At 37.0% G+C, this 18,023-nt stretch carries 19 protein-coding genes; 8 read left to right on the top strand and 11 right to left on the bottom strand.

Annotated features, from left to right (window positions below):
- The first annotated feature begins 89 nt into the window (after positions 1-89).
- Complete coding sequence (gene kapB / locus AC1Q8L_RS22155) at positions 90-473, top strand: kinase-associated lipoprotein KapB (RefSeq protein WP_001209343.1); 384 nt, start codon at positions 90-92, stop codon at positions 471-473.
- 40 nt (positions 474-513) lie between these two features.
- On the opposite strand, the gene kapD is transcribed toward kapB, so the two are convergent.
- The gene (gene kapD / locus AC1Q8L_RS22150) at positions 514-1,137 is read right to left on the bottom strand and encodes a 3'-5' exonuclease KapD (RefSeq protein ID WP_000344356.1); all 624 of its coding nucleotides are present in this window, start codon (positions 1,135-1,137) and stop codon (positions 514-516) included.
- Positions 1,138-1,426: 289 nt separating this feature from the next.
- Between kapD and AC1Q8L_RS22145 the strand changes: the two genes are divergently transcribed.
- A complete protein-coding gene (locus tag AC1Q8L_RS22145; RefSeq protein WP_000545210.1) occupies positions 1,427-2,752 on the top strand; it encodes an ArsB/NhaD family transporter in 1,326 nt (441 codons plus the stop codon).
- 79 nt (positions 2,753-2,831) lie between these two features.
- Here the strand turns inward: AC1Q8L_RS22145 and AC1Q8L_RS22140 are convergent, their stop codons facing one another.
- The gene (locus AC1Q8L_RS22140; protein WP_000390061.1) at positions 2,832-3,299 is read right to left on the bottom strand and encodes a hypothetical protein; all 468 of its coding nucleotides are present in this window, start codon (positions 3,297-3,299) and stop codon (positions 2,832-2,834) included.
- Positions 3,300-3,416: 117 nt separating this feature from the next.
- On the opposite strand from AC1Q8L_RS22140, the gene AC1Q8L_RS22135 reads away from it, so the two are divergent.
- Together AC1Q8L_RS22135 and AC1Q8L_RS22130 are read left to right on the top strand one after the other, a co-directional pair.
- Entirely contained in the window at positions 3,417-4,130 is a 714-nt protein-coding gene (locus AC1Q8L_RS22135) for a DNA alkylation repair protein (protein ID WP_000553299.1), read from the top strand.
- Positions 4,131-4,475: 345 nt separating this feature from the next.
- Entirely contained in the window at positions 4,476-5,852 is a 1,377-nt protein-coding gene (locus AC1Q8L_RS22130) for a glycine--tRNA ligase (RefSeq protein WP_000287154.1), read from the top strand.
- 39 nt (positions 5,853-5,891) lie between these two features.
- On the opposite strand, the gene AC1Q8L_RS22125 is transcribed toward AC1Q8L_RS22130, so the two are convergent.
- A complete protein-coding gene (locus AC1Q8L_RS22125; protein ID WP_001140612.1) occupies positions 5,892-6,275 on the bottom strand; it encodes a hotdog fold thioesterase in 384 nt (127 codons plus the stop codon).
- A gap of 95 nt (positions 6,276-6,370) precedes the next feature.
- Here AC1Q8L_RS22125 and AC1Q8L_RS22120 point away from each other — a divergent pair, with 95 nt between their 5' ends.
- Together AC1Q8L_RS22120 and AC1Q8L_RS22115 are read left to right on the top strand one after the other, a co-directional pair.
- Positions 6,371-7,114 carry a DUF3298 and DUF4163 domain-containing protein gene (locus tag AC1Q8L_RS22120; RefSeq protein ID WP_000810335.1) on the top strand — a complete coding sequence of 248 codons (744 nt, stop codon included), beginning with the start codon at positions 6,371-6,373 and terminating at the stop codon, positions 7,112-7,114.
- Between the two features lie 50 nt (positions 7,115-7,164).
- Positions 7,165-7,758: a biotin transporter BioY gene (locus tag AC1Q8L_RS22115; RefSeq protein ID WP_001253381.1), complete on the top strand. Its 594-nt coding sequence runs from the start codon at positions 7,165-7,167 to the stop codon at positions 7,756-7,758.
- Positions 7,759-7,803: 45 nt separating this feature from the next.
- Here AC1Q8L_RS22115 and galU read toward each other — a convergent pair whose 3' ends face one another.
- Together galU and AC1Q8L_RS22105 are read right to left on the bottom strand one after the other, a co-directional pair.
- Positions 7,804-8,691, bottom strand: a complete 888-nt coding sequence (galU, locus tag AC1Q8L_RS22110; protein WP_000757815.1) for a UTP--glucose-1-phosphate uridylyltransferase GalU — start codon at positions 8,689-8,691, stop codon at positions 7,804-7,806.
- A gap of 108 nt (positions 8,692-8,799) precedes the next feature.
- Positions 8,800-10,524, bottom strand: a complete 1,725-nt coding sequence (locus tag AC1Q8L_RS22105) for a phospho-sugar mutase (RefSeq protein ID WP_001104220.1) — start codon at positions 10,522-10,524, stop codon at positions 8,800-8,802.
- Positions 10,525-10,667: 143 nt separating this feature from the next.
- On the opposite strand from AC1Q8L_RS22105, the gene cdaS reads away from it, so the two are divergent.
- Positions 10,668-11,273 carry a sporulation-specific diadenylate cyclase CdaS gene (gene cdaS / locus AC1Q8L_RS22100; protein ID WP_001158743.1) on the top strand — a complete coding sequence of 202 codons (606 nt, stop codon included), beginning with the start codon at positions 10,668-10,670 and terminating at the stop codon, positions 11,271-11,273.
- Between the two features lie 174 nt (positions 11,274-11,447).
- Here cdaS and pepA read toward each other — a convergent pair whose 3' ends face one another.
- The 5 genes from pepA to AC1Q8L_RS22075 form a co-directional block, all read right to left on the bottom strand.
- On the bottom strand, positions 11,448-12,932 hold the full coding sequence (pepA, locus tag AC1Q8L_RS22095; RefSeq protein ID WP_000487954.1) for a cytosol aminopeptidase: 1,485 nt from the start codon (positions 12,930-12,932) through the stop codon (positions 11,448-11,450).
- Positions 12,933-13,077: 145 nt separating this feature from the next.
- The gene (spsC, locus tag AC1Q8L_RS22090) at positions 13,078-13,704 is read right to left on the bottom strand and encodes a stationary phase survival protein SpsC (protein WP_002152190.1); all 627 of its coding nucleotides are present in this window, start codon (positions 13,702-13,704) and stop codon (positions 13,078-13,080) included.
- Positions 13,705-13,789: 85 nt separating this feature from the next.
- Positions 13,790-14,107: a YuiB family protein gene (locus tag AC1Q8L_RS22085; RefSeq protein ID WP_000027016.1), complete on the bottom strand. Its 318-nt coding sequence runs from the start codon at positions 14,105-14,107 to the stop codon at positions 13,790-13,792.
- A complete protein-coding gene (locus AC1Q8L_RS22080; protein ID WP_000517993.1) occupies positions 14,104-14,610 on the bottom strand; it encodes an NUDIX hydrolase in 507 nt (168 codons plus the stop codon). Before AC1Q8L_RS22080 ends, AC1Q8L_RS22085 begins: the two co-directional genes overlap by 4 nt.
- A 274-nt stretch (positions 14,611-14,884) precedes the next feature.
- Positions 14,885-16,093, bottom strand: coding sequence for an NAD(P)/FAD-dependent oxidoreductase (locus AC1Q8L_RS22075; RefSeq protein WP_000856602.1), 1,209 nt, complete (start codon positions 16,091-16,093; stop codon positions 14,885-14,887).
- A gap of 462 nt (positions 16,094-16,555) precedes the next feature.
- Between AC1Q8L_RS22075 and AC1Q8L_RS22070 the strand changes: the two genes are divergently transcribed.
- Positions 16,556-17,545: an NAD(P)/FAD-dependent oxidoreductase gene (locus tag AC1Q8L_RS22070; RefSeq protein WP_000829772.1), complete on the top strand. Its 990-nt coding sequence runs from the start codon at positions 16,556-16,558 to the stop codon at positions 17,543-17,545.
- Between the two features lie 114 nt (positions 17,546-17,659).
- Here AC1Q8L_RS22070 and AC1Q8L_RS22065 read toward each other — a convergent pair.
- On the bottom strand, positions 17,660-18,023 hold a 364-nt coding region (locus tag AC1Q8L_RS22065), incomplete at its 5' end, for an LPXTG cell wall anchor domain-containing protein (RefSeq protein WP_492339490.1).

The raw sequence follows: 18,023 nt of genomic DNA, 5'->3' as shown, positions 1-18,023 counted from the left end.
ATCCATATTCTCAAGGGGGCGTTCCGAAAGCAAATGATTTCTTTGACTCCTTCTCCTACTTTCCTTACTATAAACTTGAGGTGAAAAATATGAGAGAAACATTTGAAATTGGTGAAATCGTTACTGGGATTTATAAAACTGGCAAATACATCGGCGAAGTTACAAATAGCCGCCCTGGCAGTTACGTCGTAAAAGTATTAGCTGTTTTAAAACATCCGGTGCAAGGTGACTTACATAACGTAAAACAAGCTGACGTACCATTTTTCCATGAAAGACGCGCTTTAGCTTTCCGTGAACAGACGAACATTCCAGAGCAAATGGTGAAAAAATATGAAGGAGAAATTCCGGATTATACCGAGTCACTAAAATTAGCATTAGAAACCCAAATGAATTCATTTTCTGAAGATGATTCACCTTTTGCAGAGCGTAGTCTAGAAACATTAGAACAGTTAAAGAAAGACTACAAACTTTAAAAAACAAAACGACCAAATTACATAATGTGCAATTTGGTCGTTACTGTGTGCTCACTTTCTTTAACACTTTTGAAAAATCAACGAGTTCTCCTAATGTTGGAGGTGCTGGTTTTACTAAATACTCTTTATCTTTTTCTACTAGTTTAAAAATATTGTACGTCGTCATCGCATCATCAAGCGCACAATGATGCTTCCCTGTCCCTACTTTTCCGTACGCCTCAATTGCTTTCCATAATCCTGTTTGATTTCTTTCTCCAAAAAACTTCTTATACTCAAGCGATAAATCACGACACTGTCCGAAGAATGGAAAAGCTATCCCTGCCATTTCACAATTATGCTTCAGCACTTTCATATCCATATTTCCCCACGTTACAATTGTCGGTTTACATTTCGTTTCGTATTCCGCAAGCTTCTTAACGAGTTCAGGAAATGAAATCCCTTTATCCACGACTTCTTGTTTTATTCCTAAAAACTTCTTACATCGATCCGTTAAAGAGGGAAATGTTTTCGGCCTGACATGTGATGAATACGTATCTTCCACCTTACAGCCAGCAACTGAAACGAGTCCTACCTCAATAATTTCCGGAAAAAATCCTTTCGGTTTCTTTCTATGCTGGGGCATCGTAAACTCAAAGTCTAAAAATAAAAATCGTTGTTCATCCATACGATCCCTTCCTTATCATTTTTATCATTCCTTTCTATTTGACACTCCTACACGAACAAGCTCGAATGCTAATTCCATTTTAAATATTCAGATTGGATGTATCTTATATATATGTCAAATGCCCACAAATATTTTAAAAAATAAGAAAAAATGACCTATGCAGAAAATATGACAAAATCCCTCCTTGCATTTACATCCGCAGTTTTTCTACTTTATAATGACGTTATGTGTGTTTCATCTAGTTAATATTTGACACACTAAGAAAAATGAATGAAAGGAGATGAGATTTTTGCACGAAACAACGCAAGAACTCGCTAACTGGCAGTATTATTTTGCTATCGCAGTCTTTTTAATTACATATGCCATTATTATTTCTGAAAAAATTAATCGCGCTGTCATCGCACTTCTTGGTGCAGCATTCATGGTAATTGTGGGGGTCGTCGATTTACATAACGCCTTTACGAAACATATTGAATGGGGAACGATTACGCTACTCATCGGTATGATGATTTTGGTGAACATTACGAGTAAATCAGGTGTTTTCCAATACGTTGCCATTAAAGCAGCAAAAGGGGCACAAGGAAATCCAATTAAAATTTTAATTTCCCTTTCCCTACTTACCGCGCTTGGCTCCGCATTTTTAGATAACGTTACAACTGTACTTCTTGTTGTTCCAGTTACTTTATCTATTACGCGCATACTGCAAGTAAATCCTGTTCCGTATCTACTTTCTGAAATTATTTTTTCAAACATTGGGGGAACGGCAACATTAATTGGTGATCCACCTAACATTATGATTGGTTCTGCCAATAAGCATTTAGATTTCAATGCTTTCCTATTGAATCTAGCACCAATCGTAATTATTATTATTGGAGTTACAGCAACAATACTTTACTTCATGTACCGTAAACAATTAATTGCCGATCCTGTACAGGTTAAAAAATTAATGAGCTTAGATGAAAAACAATACATTAAAGATCCAGTATTAATGAAAAAATCTTTAACGGTGCTTGGACTTACGATTGTAGGTTTCATGACTCATTCTATTTTCCATATTGATGCGGCTATCATTGCCTTAACTGGTGCTACTGTACTTATGTTAATTGGTGTGAAAGAGCATGAAATTGAAGAAGTATTTGCAAGCGTAGAGTGGGTAACAATCTTCTTCTTCGCAGGGCTATTCGTACTTGTTGGAGGACTTATCGATATCGGTCTTATCAAAATGTTAGCTCAAAAAGTAATTGGTATAACAGGCGGAGATATTTCTTACGCATCCATCCTTATTTTATGGGTATCTGGTATCGCCTCTGCAACAATTGATAACATCCCATTCGTCGCAACAATGATTCCACTTATTAACGATATGGCAGTTGGGCTAGGCTTATCACCATCTGACGCACAAATCGATGTATTATGGTGGGCATTAGCACTAGGTGCTTGTCTCGGTGGAAACGGAACATTAATCGGAGCTTCTGCTAACGTAATCGTTGCAGGTATTGCGAGCCGCGAAGGACATAAATTTAGTTACATGGAATTCCTAAAAGTCGGTTTCCCAATTATGATCGTTTCATTAATCATTTCTCACATTTATATTTATTTACGCTACCTTATGTAGTAAAAAGAGCGCTCTGATAATCAGGGCGCTTTTTTACTTATATCTAAAATATATCGACTTATCAACAAAAACGAAAAATCTACTCTTTATATCTCACCGGTTCATTTCGAATAATAAATAAATGAATCGGTAAGAACACCGAAAATGTGATTACATGAATAATCGTAAATAATATAGAGTTCGTTCCATATCTGTCTAAAATAGCGTAGATAAGATAAATAGACAATACAATCGATACAGCTGTTGCTAGTAAACTTATAATTGGTACGAAATTAAAAATGAAACATGCAACATATATACCGAACACTTTCCACCCTGCTTCTTCTTTCAAAAAATCTGGTAATTTATCTTTCGCTAAGTCACCCCACGTCTTACTATTCAAAAACGGAATAAACGCAAGCACCCCGTCCGTTGCACCATCATTTTTCGCCATCGAATAAAGTGCAAAAGCCGTTAACAAATATGAAATAATTGCCCAAATCAATATAACAAGAATAAACGCAAAACTAAGAGCAAAGAAACCTGCTAGTACGCCTTGATCCTCCATCTTATCCTCTCCTCTCTACTTTCAACATATTTCATTACATTGCAAGTTATGTTTTAAAATTTATCCAAACTCTTTGTATAATAAGAGAAGATAGAGAATAAGAGAGGAGAAACACTTATGCATCCATTTGTAAAAGCATTACAAGAGCATTTCACAGCTCATAAAAATCCTGAAAAAGCAGAACCTATGGCTCGTTATATGAAAAATCACTTCCCATTTCTAGGTATTCAAACACCGGAAAGACGCCAATTATTAAAAGACATCATTCAAATACATACTCTCCCAGATAAAAAAGACTTCCAAATTATCGTACGTGAGCTTTGGGACTTACCAGAACGTGAATTCCAAGCGGCCGCACTTGATATTATGCAAAAATATAAAAAACATATAAACGAAACTCATATCCCCTTCTTAGAAGAACTTATTGTCACAAAATCTTGGTGGGACTCTGTCGATAGCATCGTCCCTACATTCTTAGGTACTATCTTTTTAAAACACCCAGAATTGATTTCTGCTTATATTCCAAAATGGATTGCATCAGATAACATATGGTTACAACGCGCCGCTATTTTATTCCAACTGAAATATAAACAAAAGATGGATGAAGAACTTCTTTTCTGGATTATTGGACAACTATATTCTTCAAAAGAATTTTTCATTCAAAAAGCGATTGGCTGGGTCCTTCGTGAATATGCAAAAACAAATCCGGATGTAGTTTGGGAATACGTGCAAAACAACGAGCTCGCTCCATTAAGTAAGCGTGAAGCAATTAAGCATATTAAAGAAAATTACGGAATAAATAATGAAAAAATAGGCGAGACTCTATCATAGATAGACGCGTTCCTCTATTGAGATTTAAAAAAGAACGTGTTAGAATATGTTCATTATTACTAATATAAGTAGCGATGACGGACTTATAAGTACTTGCATAAAAAGCGATTCAGGGATAGTGAAAGCCTGAAGCCGCAAGGAAACGGCAGTCCCGAGCAATACATGATAAAGTGGATGCACCTTTTGTGTATCAACTAGGGTGGAACCGCGGGCAAACGCTCGTCCCTAGGCAAATAAGCCTTGGGATGAGCGTTTTTTTATGTTCTTTTTAGCTATACTGCTCGTTTCCAAAGTATCAGAGTATGTCATCGCCAATACGTTAACTTTCAAAAGGAGGATTTTCTTATGTATTCAATGGAACAAGTTGTAAACTTAGCGAAACATCGCGGTTTTGTTTTCCCTGGTTCTGAAATTTACGGTGGTCTTGCAAACACTTGGGATTACGGTCCACTTGGAATCGAATTAAAAAATAATGTTAAAAAAGCTTGGTGGAAAAAATTCATTCAAGAATCTCCATACAACGTTGGTTTAGACGCAGCTATTTTAATGAACCCTAAAACTTGGATCGCTTCTGGTCACGTTGGTAACTTCAACGATCCAATGATCGACTGTAAAAAATGTAAAGCTCGTCACCGTGCTGACAAATTAATTGAGGATGCTTTAGATGCAAAAGGCATCGAAATGGTTGTTGATGGTCTTACTTTCGACCAAATGGCTGACTTAATGAAAGAACATGAAGTAAAATGTCCTGATTGCGGTAGTGAAGAATTCACTGAAATCCGTCAGTTCAACTTAATGTTCAAAACATTCCAAGGTGTTACAGAGTCTAGCACAAACGAAATCTTCCTTCGTCCTGAAACAGCACAAGGTATTTTCGTAAACTTCAAAAACGTTCAACGCTCTATGCGTAAAAAGCTTCCATTTGGTATTGGCCAAATCGGTAAGAGTTTCCGTAACGAAATCACACCTGGTAACTTCACATTCCGTACACGTGAATTCGAACAAATGGAACTTGAATTCTTCTGTAAGCCTGGTGAAGATTTAGAGTGGTTCGCATTCTGGCGTGAAACTTGTAAAAACTGGTTACTTTCACTTGGTATGACTGAAGAGAGCATGCGTCTTCGTGACCACGGTGAAGAAGAGTTATCTCACTATAGTAATGCAACAACTGACATTGAATTCAAATTCCCATTCGGTTGGGGCGAACTTTGGGGCGTTGCATCTCGTACAGACTTCGACTTAAAACGTCACATGGAACACTCAAACGAAGACTTTAACTATATCGATCCACAAACGAATGAGCGTTACGTACCATACTGCATCGAGCCATCTTTAGGCGCAGACCGTGTAACATTAGCATTCTTATGTGATGCATATGAAGAAGAGCAATTAGAAAACGATTCTCGTACAGTTCTTCGTTTCCACCCTGCTTTAGCACCATACAAAGCAGCTATCTTACCATTATCTAAAAAGCTATCTGAAGGTGCTACTGAAGTATTCGCAGAATTAGCTAAAGACTTCATGGTAGACTTTGATGAAACTGGTTCTATCGGTAAACGTTACCGTCGTCAAGACGAAATCGGTACACCATTCTGTATCACATACGACTTCGACTCAGTTGAAGACAAAGCTGTTACAGTACGTGACCGTGATACAATGGAACAAGTTCGTATGCCAATTAGCGAACTAAAAGGTTTCTTAGAGAAGAAAATCCAGTTCTAATTATAAGAAAAAGAGGCTGCTCATAAGAGCGCCTCTTTTTTACTTTTCACGTTTTTCTTTAATTGCTACTGTACATCTTGATATACATAGTAAATCATCATTTTCATCAATAATACGAACATCCCAAACCATTGTCGATTGTCCTCTATGTATCGGTGTTCCGATCGCTGTTACAATTCCATCTTTCTTTGAGCGAATGTGGTTTGCATTAATTTCTAATCCGAAACAAATACATTTTTCTTGATCAATTAAATTGTATGAACCAACACTTGCCACTGTTTCTGCTAATGCAACCGATGCACCGCCATGTAAAAATCCAAATGGCTGATGCGTACGCTCATCAACAGGCATCGTAGCAACCACCTTATCTTCTGTCATCTCTAACAACTCAATTCCAAGTGAATCCATTAAAGTTTTTGCCATATCGCTTCCTCCTTCTCTTGCTTTAATTAAATGTATAATTTTACCTATTTATTTTCAAACTACTTATAACACTTATATAAGGAGGCTTCACCTAAATGAAACAGAAATTTTGTATATTACTGCTTATGTTCTCCTTGCTGACTATTGTACCAAATTGTGCAATAACAGCCAAAGCATCTAACCTGACAATCGATGTTAAGACTGTAACGCAAAAAGGTAAGAAACCTTATATAGAATATCAAATAAATAGGCCTTCTTTTCACAACTTTTCTGACTCTACATTTCAAAATAAGCTCAATTTATACTACAAAAAATCCACTGACAAATTTAAAAACAAATTAGAAAAAGAAGCAAAAAAATACTATAAAGAGACAGAAGGATCTAGTACACCATTTCATCCGTACGTAGCAAATGTTGATTATAAAGTCTCTTTAAACAAACCACCTTTTCTTAGCCTATATGTGAATTACTATCAATATACTGGCGGAGCACACGGTCTTTATACGTGGAAGGCAAATACATTTGATTTAAAAGAAAAAAAGCTACTGCACTTAGACGATTTATTTCAACAAAAAGATACATATAAAGATGTAATCCGTGCAGAGATTGTAAGACAAATTAAACAAAATGAAAGTATTTATTTTCCTGATGCAACTGAAAAGGTAATGAGTATGAAAAAGTTTCACTTCTTTTTAGAGCCAGACAATCTCGTCATTTATTTCCCTTTATATGAGATTGCTCCGTATTCAAGTGGAATTCCGCAATTTCGTATTCCATATACGTTGTTAAGAGACTATTTAAAGCCTTCTTATCAAAATATTTTGATTGACAACAAGTAAATATTTTAGCTACGATAATGTTAACCTAAAAACAACAGGAGGTTAACATTATGAGAAGATTACATGTTTTAGATTTAGCATTAGCTGCCATGTTCGTTGCTCTTATGGCCATCGGTGCAAATATTGTATCTTGGGCACCATTCCTTCAAGTAGCAGGTATCCCATTATCTATGCAACCATTTTTCGCAATTTTAGCAGGTCTTCTTCTTGGAAGTAGACTTGGTGCTTTATCCATGACTGTTTATATGCTCGTTGGCGTAGCCGGCGCACCAATTTTCGCTAACTTCAAGGCTGGATTTGGAGCACTTTTAGATCCTACTGGTGGTTTTATTATCGCATTTATTATCGTTGCTTACGTATCGGGGAAACTAGTAGAACAAAAAGAAAGACCAACATTCATTACATTTGCGATTGCCTCTTTCACAGGAATTATTTTAACTTATATAATCGGTACTACTTACATGTACGGGGCAGTCAATCTCTTTATGGGCGGTAATATGAGCTATAAAGCTGCTTGGATGATTATGATGTGGTTTGCAGTAAAAGATATTGTATTTACAATTATCGGTGCTATTATCGCCCCTCGCATATACTATGCTGTGCGTCGTTCTGCTTATCAGCATTCTCATTCGACGATTTCATAATAAAAAAGAGTTATTGCAGCTTGCTGCAATAACTCTTTTTTTATATTAAGACTCTTGATTCACTTGTTCTTCTAAAATTTTCTTCATCATTACAACCATGTCATCACGTAATTCTGGGTGTTGCAGGGCCATTTCGATTGTCGTTTGAACAAATCCTAGCTTTTCACCTACGTCGTAGCGCTTTCCTTCGAAATCGTAAGCAAATACACGTTGGATTTCATTTAAGCTTTGGATTGCATCTGTTAACTGAATTTCACCACCAGCACCGACATGTTGCTGCTCTAAGAACATAAAGATTTCAGGCGTTAAAATGTAACGGCCCATAATCGCTAAGTTTGAAGGTGCTGTACCTTGTGCTGGTTTCTCAACGAAATTGCGAACTTGGTAACGACGACCTTCTTGTTCTAATGGATCAATAATTCCGTAGCGGTGTGTTTCATTTTCTGGAACCGTTTGTACACCAATAACAGAAGAAAGCGTTTTATCATATTCTTCGATTAATTGACGTAAGCATGGTTTTTCAGCTTGAACGATATCATCGCCTAATAAAACAGCAAATGGCTCATCACCGATGAATTTACGTGCACACCAAACAGCGTGTCCTAATCCTCTTGGTTCTTTTTGACGAATATAATGAATATCTACCATTTTTGAAGAAGCCTGTACTTTTTCAAGTAACTCATACTTTTTCTTTTCTAATAAGTTTTGCTCTAACTCAAATGCATTATCAAAATGATCTTCAATAGAGCGCTTTGTTTTACCAGTAACGATAATAATATCTTCGATTCCTGATTGTATTGCTTCTTCTACGATGTATTGGATAGTTGGTTTATCTACTATCGGCAACATTTCTTTCGGCATTGCTTTTGTTGCTGGTAAAAAACGTGTTCCCAATCCAGCTGCTGGGATTATGGCTTTTCTTACTTTTTTCATCACAAAATACCCTCTCTTCTGTCAGAATCAATAACGATCATTTCCTTACATAAAACAAAAGGGAGATTTCGCTCCCTTTTGTTCCCTACTACTTAAAATTACTTTATATTATAAACGATTCATAATATCTTCTTTAATAGTAAGTAACTTTTGTTCACTATTTTGTAAAGAACTATCTTTTACACCAAAGTAGAACTTAATCTTCGGTTCAGTTCCAGATGGACGTAGGCAGAACCATGAACCATCCTCTAATTGATATTTTAACACATTTGATTTCGGTAAGTGAATCTCTTCTTTATGTCCATCTTGTAAAGATGTAACAATGCTTGCTTTATAGTCTTCAACTGCTACGACTGTTAAGCCCGCTACTTCTTTCGGAGGATTCTCACGGAACGTCGCCATCATCTCTTGGATTTGTTCCGCTCCATCTTTTCCTTTTAACGTTAACGATACAAGGTCTTCACGGAAGAATCCGTATTTCTCAAATACTTCTAATAGACCATCATATAACGTTTTCCCTTGTGATTTGTAGTATGCAGCTACTTCACATGCAAATAGGACAGATTGTACTGCATCTTTATCACGGCAGAATGGACGGATTAAATAACCATAGCTTTCCTCATAACCGAATTGGAATTCGTATTGTCCGCTTTCTTCATACTGTCTAATTTTCTCACCGATAAATTTAAATCCAGTTAACGTATCAATTGTATCTAAACCGTATGCTTTTGCAATTGTACGACCAATTTCAGACGTTACAATTGTTTTTAATACGACACCGTTCTCTGGAAGCGTTCCGTTTTCTTTCTTTTGAGATAGTAAGTAATCAAGCATTAATGCACCTGTTTGGTTACCTGTTAATACTTGGAACTCACCATTATGATTACGAACTGCTACACCAAGGCGATCTGCGTCAGGATCAGTTGCGATTAATACATCTGCGCCTACCTTTTCACCGTCACGAATTGCATACTCAAACGCTGCGTGCTCTTCTGGGTTCGGTGATTTTACTGTAGAGAAGTTTGGATCTGGTAACTCTTGCTCTTTTACAACTGTTACATCTGTAAATCCAACTTCTTTTAAACCACGGCGTACAGAAATATTTGATGTTCCGTGTAATGGTGTAAAGACGATTTTTAAGTCTTTACCAACCTTTTGTACCATTTCTTTATTAATGATAACATTGTTCAATTCTGCAGCATATGCATCATCTACTTCTTGTCCAATAATATGTAATAAACCGTCAGCTTTTAATTGCTCTACATCAGCGACTTCAACTGTTAATTCATCTTCTACTGCGTTTACGTAGCTAATTAACTCATCTGCCTCTTTTGGAGGCAACTGTCCACCATCTTCACCGTATACTTTATATCCGTTATATTCAGGCGGATTATGGCTTGCCGTAAGAACGATTCCACTTACTGTATGTAAATGACGAACTGCGAAAGAAAGCACTGGCGTTGGACGTAAGCTTTCAAACACATATGTTGTGATACCGCGTGCGCCAAGTGTTGCAGCGACCTCCATTGCGAATTCAGGCGATTTATGTCGAGAATCATAGGCTACAACAACACCTCGTTTTTTCGCTTCCTCACCTAACTTTTCAATAAAGCTTGCTAATCCTTTTGTTGCTTTACGAACTGTATATACGTTTAAACGGTTCGTACCAGCACCAAGTTCACCACGCATACCACCTGTGCCAAACTCTAGATTTTTATAAAAACTATCCTCGATTTTCTTCTCATCTTGCTTCATATTTTCTAGCTGTTCTTTTAATTCTGCATCTAATTGTGCGTAAGAAAGCCAGCGACTAAATTCTTGTTTCCAATTCATTCTTCTCTCTCCTCCCGCTTGTCATATCTTTATTATATGAAAAAAATATGCTGTATCTCAATATTTTATAAAATCTAGCAGGATTTTACTAGGAATATTTGTATACACTATTGTTAAATACTCCACTAAAGGGAATGAGGATTATGCAAGAATGGGGCTTGTCAGAAGAGCTCAAAATACAAACAAAGCAAATGATTGAAATTGCTGAAAGAGAACTATCGATTATGAGAAACGCAATCGATAAAGAAGATGAATGTATTTTATGCAAAATGGAAGATATTCATCATATGTTGGCAAATGTACAAACATTGGCAGCTACATACTATATTCAGGCATATTTATCACCTTATACGGAAAGTTCATCTTTTATTACGACAGCTATCCAACATTTAAGCGCTAGAAAACATGGTGCTCTTATCGTTGTGGAACGAAATGAAACGCTTGAAGCTTTCATTCAAACTGGAACGACATTAAACGCTCATTTAACTGCGCCATTACTCGAATCAATATTTTACCCAGGTAACCCTCTTCATGACGGTGCCGTTCTCGTAAAAAATAATCATATAGTCTCAGCTGCTAATATTCTTCCTTTAACGAAAAGTACAGAAGTTGATTCTGAGCTAGGAACGCGTCACAGAGCTGCAATAGGCTTATCAGAAAAGAGTGATGCACTTATATTAGTTGTCTCTGAAGAAACGGGCCGTACTTCTTTTGCTTTAAATGGGATTTTGTATACAATTTCTTTATAAAGTGAAACTTTAATCAGCCCTCACCAATTGAGCGTTTACGGGCAACCCCACCTCACTTCTTTGCTTCCACTAAATTTTGAGGTTAGGGTCTTACTGTCCGGCAAATAGCGGGATAAACAAACCTATAAAAAAGAAGACTGTTCCAAAATATTGGAACAGTCTTCACTTATACTCTTATTCTTCTCCGAAACGCTCCACAAGTATTGCAAGTGTACGTACCATTGCACCAGTTGCTCCAGCTGGACCTAAGTCGTGCGCGCCTTTTGTTTCTGATGTTCCAGCGATATCTAAGTGTACCCACGGTGTATCTTCAGCGAATTCGCCTAGGAATGTACCTGCCATAACCGCATGTCCTTCACGGCCTGGTGAGTTATTTAAATCAGCAAACTTACTGTTTCTCACACGTTCTTTATCACGATCAAAAATCGGTAGTTGCCAAATTGGTTCATCTGTTTCCATAGAAGCCTCTAGTACTTGCTCAAACAACTCTTCATTATTTGTCATTGCGCCTGTCGTATGGTTTCCAAGTGCAACAATTACACCGCCTGTTAATGTTGCAACATCAACAAGGTAGTTTGCGCCAAGTTTTTTCGCATACGTAATACCATCAGCTAAAGCTAGACGACCTTCTGCATCCGTATTTAATACTTCAATTGTTTTTCCACTCATAGATGTGATTACATCGTCTGGCTTAAATGCCGTACCACTTACAACGTTATCAGTTGAAGGAATAACAGCGATCACATTTTGTTCTGGGCGCAGTTCTCCGATAATTTCCATCGCACCTAATACAGCAGCTGCACCGCCCATATCACCTTTCATACCAACCATGCCTTCACGTGGTTTTAAAGAATAACCACCTGTATCGTATGTAATACCTTTTCCAACGAATCCAATGACATCTGTCCACTCTTCTTTTCCTTTATAAATAAGAGCAATCATTTTGGGTGGCTCTGTACTACCTTGGTTTACTGCAAGTAACGCACCCATACCAAGATCTTCCATCTCTTCTTTTTCAAGAACTTTATAGTCCATATCATACTTCTCCGCTAACTCAACAGCATACTCAGCAAGCTTTGTCGCTGTTAATACGTTTGGCGGCATATTTACAAGTGTACGAGCTGAATTTGTTGCACGTCCATGTACGTAGCCAACTGTTAATGCGGCTTCAATTTCTTGTGCATCTTCCGCTGTAATAGCCGTGAACTTCTCTAACTCTACACGATCCTTTTTATCTGATTTATACGTTTGTAATTCATATGTACCAAGGCCTTGTACCTCTGCTGCAATATGAGCGACATCAATCACGTCTAATTTCTCTGTTACGAAAGAATCAAGTAAGATTGCTGCATCTTGTACTTTTGCTGCTTGTAGTGTTTTAAACGTTTTTCCAAGAGCCACACGTAACGTTTCTGTCGTATAAGACTCTTTCTTGCCTAAACCAACAAAGTAATACCGTTTCACATTTGTTTTTCCTAAGCTATGTACTTTCGAAATGGCCTTTTTCTTCGTAGATAATTCTTTCTCTTCTAGTAAAACTTGTAATTGTCCTTCAAACGCTTTGTCCAGTTCTTGTACAAAACTACTCATTTTTTCTTCTTCAAATAAAGCGACAATTACTGCTTCGTGACCTGCTAATTCTTTTTGTACTTGAAACATGTTCAGACCCCCTAAATTTCTCTACCACCATTATAACTTTATTTTCGATAAAATGCGACAATTCTAACTACAGTTATATGACGTGTAAAATCTCCTCTATTATGAAATAAGCCAAGAAAAAAAGTCTAGCGTAATTACGACTAGACTATCTTTGCTTTAAATATTGACCACGAAACACTTGCATCGTTTCGTCTTGATTTAACATCGTTAACTCTTCTTCTGTAAACTTACCTTTTCCTACTTTTACTACATACACATTTACTTTTTTCTTACCCCATTGGCTATAAACATCTTTCACCGTATCATAATATAAATCAAGACGGTTTCCTTTTATTGCTCCGCCCTTATCAGCTACTACACCATACCCGTAACCTGGCACGAAGAGAATCGTTCCAATCGGGAATACGCGTAAGTCCGCAGCAATTGTGGAATATAAATCCCTTTTCACTTTAACACCTGAATATGTAATACCATACTCTGGATGCCCTGGCCTCTTACCTGTTGACTCAATCCCCGATGTATAACCTGTTGCAGTCATTTCAATTGAACGATATTTAGACCAGTCGTTTGCCTGCTCTAAAGCATTTATCACTTCTTTACTCGGAGCAACATTTCTCTTAACTTCTGCTGCATGTACTTCTTTTGCACTTATTCCTTCATATGTCTTTACAATCTCTAATAAAGAAACTCCAGTGAAAGCCTTCCATGTTACGCATAATGCAAATGCAAGTAAACAAGTCATCATAATGCGAATACAATATCGTTTTAACATTTTTATATTCCACACTCCTTCATCGTTAATCATTCCCTATACGATGAAGGAATATGCAAAAAATAATCTCCAACTTAGTTGGAGATTAAAACATTTGATATCCGCTTTTCCGAAGTTTCTTGATCACGACTCCTGCTAAAGCAGCCCCTACTAATCCAGTAGATAGAATAAACACGTCTGCTTGTCCTAAGTGCGATACACTTGTCCCAAATGAAGAAAATGTTTCTTTCGGTTTTGAAAAATAATCCCACATACTCGCTTTATTAATAATAAGCATACAAACAATCGGATACACAATAACCATTACCCAAGTAGCTCGCAAAATCATGTTGAGTAAAAATCCAATTCCAAAGAACAAAATAAAAAATAACATCATTGAAATAAGTAGTACCGGTATACTCACTCTTTCTCCCTCTCCTTCGCACGTGCCGTAAATACGTGATAGGCTGTATAACCAAATGGTTCTCCTGGATTTAATGTTTTGTCCACTTCAAGATGTAGTTCTGATCTTCCTTCTAACAAATATTTAATAAGTACAGACGTATTCGGATCGTCCGCAATCTTGTCTGGATGTAAGAACGCCACTTCAGACAATTCTTTCTCCTGTACAATAATATTTTCTCCTTCAGGCTCCAAAAGGAAAATAATCATATTATCACTAATTTCATCACGAATAACACCCGATCGAACACCAATGATCCCCTTCACATGAGCGACAATGCCTGTCTCTTCTAACACTTCGCGTTTCACAGCTTCATCAACTGTCTCACCTTCATTTACAAAACCAGCCGGTAAAGACCATTTCCCTTTTAATCCACTGTATTTCTTCTTAACGAATAGCCACCTGCCATCTTTTGTAGCTACTAAGCCACTAACAGCTAACCATACTTTCCCGCGCTTCCCCATGATGCATCCTCCTCCATCCGAACGGACAGAATATTCTTTCTTTTCTATATATTATACTATACTTTTTAATTCGCTGTGAAATTTCCTTTTTTCAAAAAGTGAAAAAACCCATTTTGTCGATATACTGTTAACAAAAAAATATCAAGATGCAGAAATGTAATTATGAAGAAAATAAAACATTTCTCCCATCTTTCTATTGTTATATTGAAAACATGTATTATATGAAAAAAAAGCAGAAACGGCGCTTAGCCGTTTCTGCTTTTTCTACTATATATTAAAAGAACTTTAATTTACCTTTTTTAAGAACTAATAAAGGTCCACCTAATAAGAATAAGTAGCGGTTATCGATTACTTTCTTCATGAAGGAAGCTTTCCAACCTGTTAACTTTTTACCCATAACAACGCCCATTGCATCGTCATGACCTAAAGAACATACAGATCCTTTATTATCGAATGCGAATTTTTTCATTTCGCCCTTGCCACGAACTAATACAGTTAAGTTGTGTGCAATATTGTAACCTTGTTGAATTGCAATTTGTGCTGTTGGTGGGTAAGGACGGTTAATTTCTTCGTTAATGATTAACGCTGCATCACCAACCATGAATACCTCTTCGTATCCTGGAGCGTGCATGTACTCATCAACTTTTACACGTCCGCGCATTGCTTCAAAGCCAGACTCTTCCACAATACCATTACCACGAACACCTGCAGCCCAAACTACTGTTTCAGACTTAATTAATTCAGTATCATCACCATTTGCAACAATAATACCTTCTTCAGTTGCTTCTTTAATTGCTGTACCGATGCGGAATTCTACGCCTTTTTTCTCAAGTTGTTTTACAGCATATTCTACTAATGCTGGATCGAAACCTGGAAGTGCTGTTGGAGCAGCTTCTACACAGATGATACGTGCTTTTTCACGTGGTACATTGTACTGTTTGCAAAGTTCAGGAACACGGTTTGCAAGCTCACCTACGTACTCGATACCAGTAAATCCAGCACCACCAACAACGATTGTTACTAACTCATCGCGCTTTTCATCTGCATATTTAGCGAAACTAGCTTCCATATGCTCACGAATTTCACGAGTTGCATTAATGTTAGCGATTGAGAATGCATGCTCTTTTAATCCTGTAATTCCGAATGTTTCTGATTCGAAACCAAGACCGATTACCAAGTAGTCATACTCTAACTCGCCGTCTTTTAAGATAATACGTTTTTCAGCAGCTTTAATTTCTACTACTGTGTCTTGTACAAAGTTCACTTTATTTGTATCAATAACGTCTTGAATATCTAGACAGATTTTTTCATCTTGTAATGTACCAGCTGCGCTCTCGTGTAACCAAGTCGCTTGGTAGTGATAGCTGTTGTTGTTTACTAACGTAATTTCAGCTTCATTTACAGATAATGCTTTTTGCAGACGAACAGTCGTAATCATCCCGCCATAACCTGCACCTAAAACTACGATTTTTGGAGTCTTCACCAAATCACAACCCTTTTCTTTATATAATAGTAATGAGAAATAATACCAAGTACTAAAAACTCTATTTGTCAAGAATGTGGAATTTATCACATTCTATATCATAACAAAACGCAGTCAAAAAATCGTACGAATTTTGTCATAGAAATTTAACATAATACTTCCCTATATTAGTCGGTTTTATTCCAGAATTCAAGCTTCTGGAGAATTATCAATATTTTAAAATAACATAGCGTTTTCAAGGGTTTTTCAGCCTTTTTTTCATGTATTTTCCTTTCTGTATATTTTATACAATACAAAAAGCATCTATGCGAAAACTTACACACAATTCAGTCGTTTTCAGAAGTATTATGAACTCAAATATGCTATCATTTATTTGAAAGTGTCATCATTTGCAGGATTTTCGTGTACATATGAACAATATATGAAATCAATATCAAAATTCCATCTATAGGGGGAATGAAAGTGGCAGAAAATCAAAAAGTTTACGACATAACAATTATTGGTGGTGGTCCAACAGGACTATTCACAGCATTTTATGGTGGGATGAGACAAGCAAGTGTAAAAATCATTGAAAGCTTACCTCAACTTGGAGGACAATTATCCGCACTCTACCCTGAAAAATACATTTATGATGTAGCTGGATTTCCAAAAGTGCGCGCACAAGAATTAGTTGATAACTTAAAAGAGCAAATGAAGAAATTTGATCCAACCATTTGCTTAGAAGAAGCTGTTGATACGCTTGAAAAACAAGCTGATGGTATATTTAAACTTGTTACGAATAAACAAACTCACTATTCTAAATCAGTCATTATTACTGCCGGCAATGGTGCTTTCCAACCACGCCGCTTAGAATTAGAAGGTACAGCAAAATACGAAAAGAAAAACTTACATTATTTCGTTGATGATATGAATAAATTTGCTGGCAAGCGCGTCGTAGTATTTGGCGGTGGCGACTCAGCAGTAGACTGGACGATGATGTTAGAACCGATTGCTGACAAAGTTACAATCGTTCATCGCCGTGATAAATTCCGCGCACATGAACATAGCGTCGAAAACTTAATGAATTCTCGTGCAGAAGTAAGTACACCGTATGTTCCAGTTGAACTCATTGGTGATGACAAAATTGAACAAGTCGTTCTTCAGCACGTAAAAACTGAAGAAAAAGTTATCATCGATGTTGATGATGTAATTGTAAACTACGGCTTCGTTTCCTCTCTTGGCCCAATTAAAAACTGGGGCTTAGATATACAAAAAAATAGCATCCTTGTGAATTCAAAAATGGAAACAAATATTCCTGGCATTTACGCTGCTGGTGACATTTGTACATATGAAGGAAAAGTAAAACTTATCGCTTGTGGATTTGGCGAAGCACCGACAGCAGTAAACAATGCAAAAGCTTACTTCGATCCAAATGCAAAACTTCAACCAATGCATAGCTCAAGCATGTTTTAATATGTAAAAATAAAAGCTCCTTCCATACGCGGAAGGAGCTTTTATTTTATATACCACGAAAGCACACTGAATTCGATAAACTATCGAACTCAGTGTGCTTTTCGTCTACAAAAATTATTGTTTTCTTCTTCTACCTAATACGAATAATACTCCGCCAACTAAGAATGAAATTCCCGCACCAACTGACATCATCCATGGATGTGCTGCCCCTGTTTTCGGTAATTCTTTTTCTACTTTTACTTGCGGGTCTTTATTTAACTTTTCCAGTCTTACTTCCGGTTTCTTCAGATCTTTCGGGTCTTCCGGTTTCACTTCTGGCTCCTTCGGTTCTTTCGGATCCTCCGGTTTCACTTCTGGTTCCTTCGGTTCTTTCGGATCTTCCGGTTTCACTTCTGGCTCCTTCGGTTCTTTCGGATCCTCTGGTTTCACTTCTGGCTCCTTCGGTTCTTTCGGATCCTCCGGTTTCACTTCTGGTTCC

This window comes from Bacillus sp. GW823-FHT06A11 (assembly GCF_058795355.1).
Note: the sequence above shows the minus strand (reverse complement) of the source record. Positions and strands in the feature narration are given on the sequence as shown.

Excerpts from the sequence above, each read along its gene's own strand:
- kapB (WP_001209343.1), top strand. The coding sequence starts at position 90 with ATGAGAGAAACATTTGAAATTGGTGAAATCGTTACTGGGATTTATAAA.
- kapD (WP_000344356.1), bottom strand. The coding sequence starts at position 1,137 with ATGGATGAACAACGATTTTTATTTTTAGACTTTGAGTTTACGATGCCC.
- AC1Q8L_RS22140 (WP_000390061.1), bottom strand. The coding sequence starts at position 3,299 with ATGGAGGATCAAGGCGTACTAGCAGGTTTCTTTGCTCTTAGTTTTGCG.
- AC1Q8L_RS22135 (WP_000553299.1), top strand. The coding sequence starts at position 3,417 with ATGCATCCATTTGTAAAAGCATTACAAGAGCATTTCACAGCTCATAAA.
- AC1Q8L_RS22130 (WP_000287154.1), top strand. The coding sequence starts at position 4,476 with ATGTATTCAATGGAACAAGTTGTAAACTTAGCGAAACATCGCGGTTTT.
- AC1Q8L_RS22125 (WP_001140612.1), bottom strand. The coding sequence starts at position 6,275 with ATGGCAAAAACTTTAATGGATTCACTTGGAATTGAGTTGTTAGAGATG.
- AC1Q8L_RS22120 (WP_000810335.1), top strand. The coding sequence starts at position 6,371 with ATGAAACAGAAATTTTGTATATTACTGCTTATGTTCTCCTTGCTGACT.
- AC1Q8L_RS22115 (WP_001253381.1), top strand. The coding sequence starts at position 7,165 with ATGAGAAGATTACATGTTTTAGATTTAGCATTAGCTGCCATGTTCGTT.
- galU (WP_000757815.1), bottom strand. The coding sequence starts at position 8,691 with ATGAAAAAAGTAAGAAAAGCCATAATCCCAGCAGCTGGATTGGGAACA.
- AC1Q8L_RS22105 (WP_001104220.1), bottom strand. The coding sequence starts at position 10,524 with ATGAATTGGAAACAAGAATTTAGTCGCTGGCTTTCTTACGCACAATTA.
- cdaS (WP_001158743.1), top strand. The coding sequence starts at position 10,668 with ATGCAAGAATGGGGCTTGTCAGAAGAGCTCAAAATACAAACAAAGCAA.
- pepA (WP_000487954.1), bottom strand. The coding sequence starts at position 12,932 with ATGTTTCAAGTACAAAAAGAATTAGCAGGTCACGAAGCAGTAATTGTC.
- spsC (WP_002152190.1), bottom strand. The coding sequence starts at position 13,704 with ATGTTAAAACGATATTGTATTCGCATTATGATGACTTGTTTACTTGCA.
- AC1Q8L_RS22080 (WP_000517993.1), bottom strand. The coding sequence starts at position 14,610 with ATGGGGAAGCGCGGGAAAGTATGGTTAGCTGTTAGTGGCTTAGTAGCT.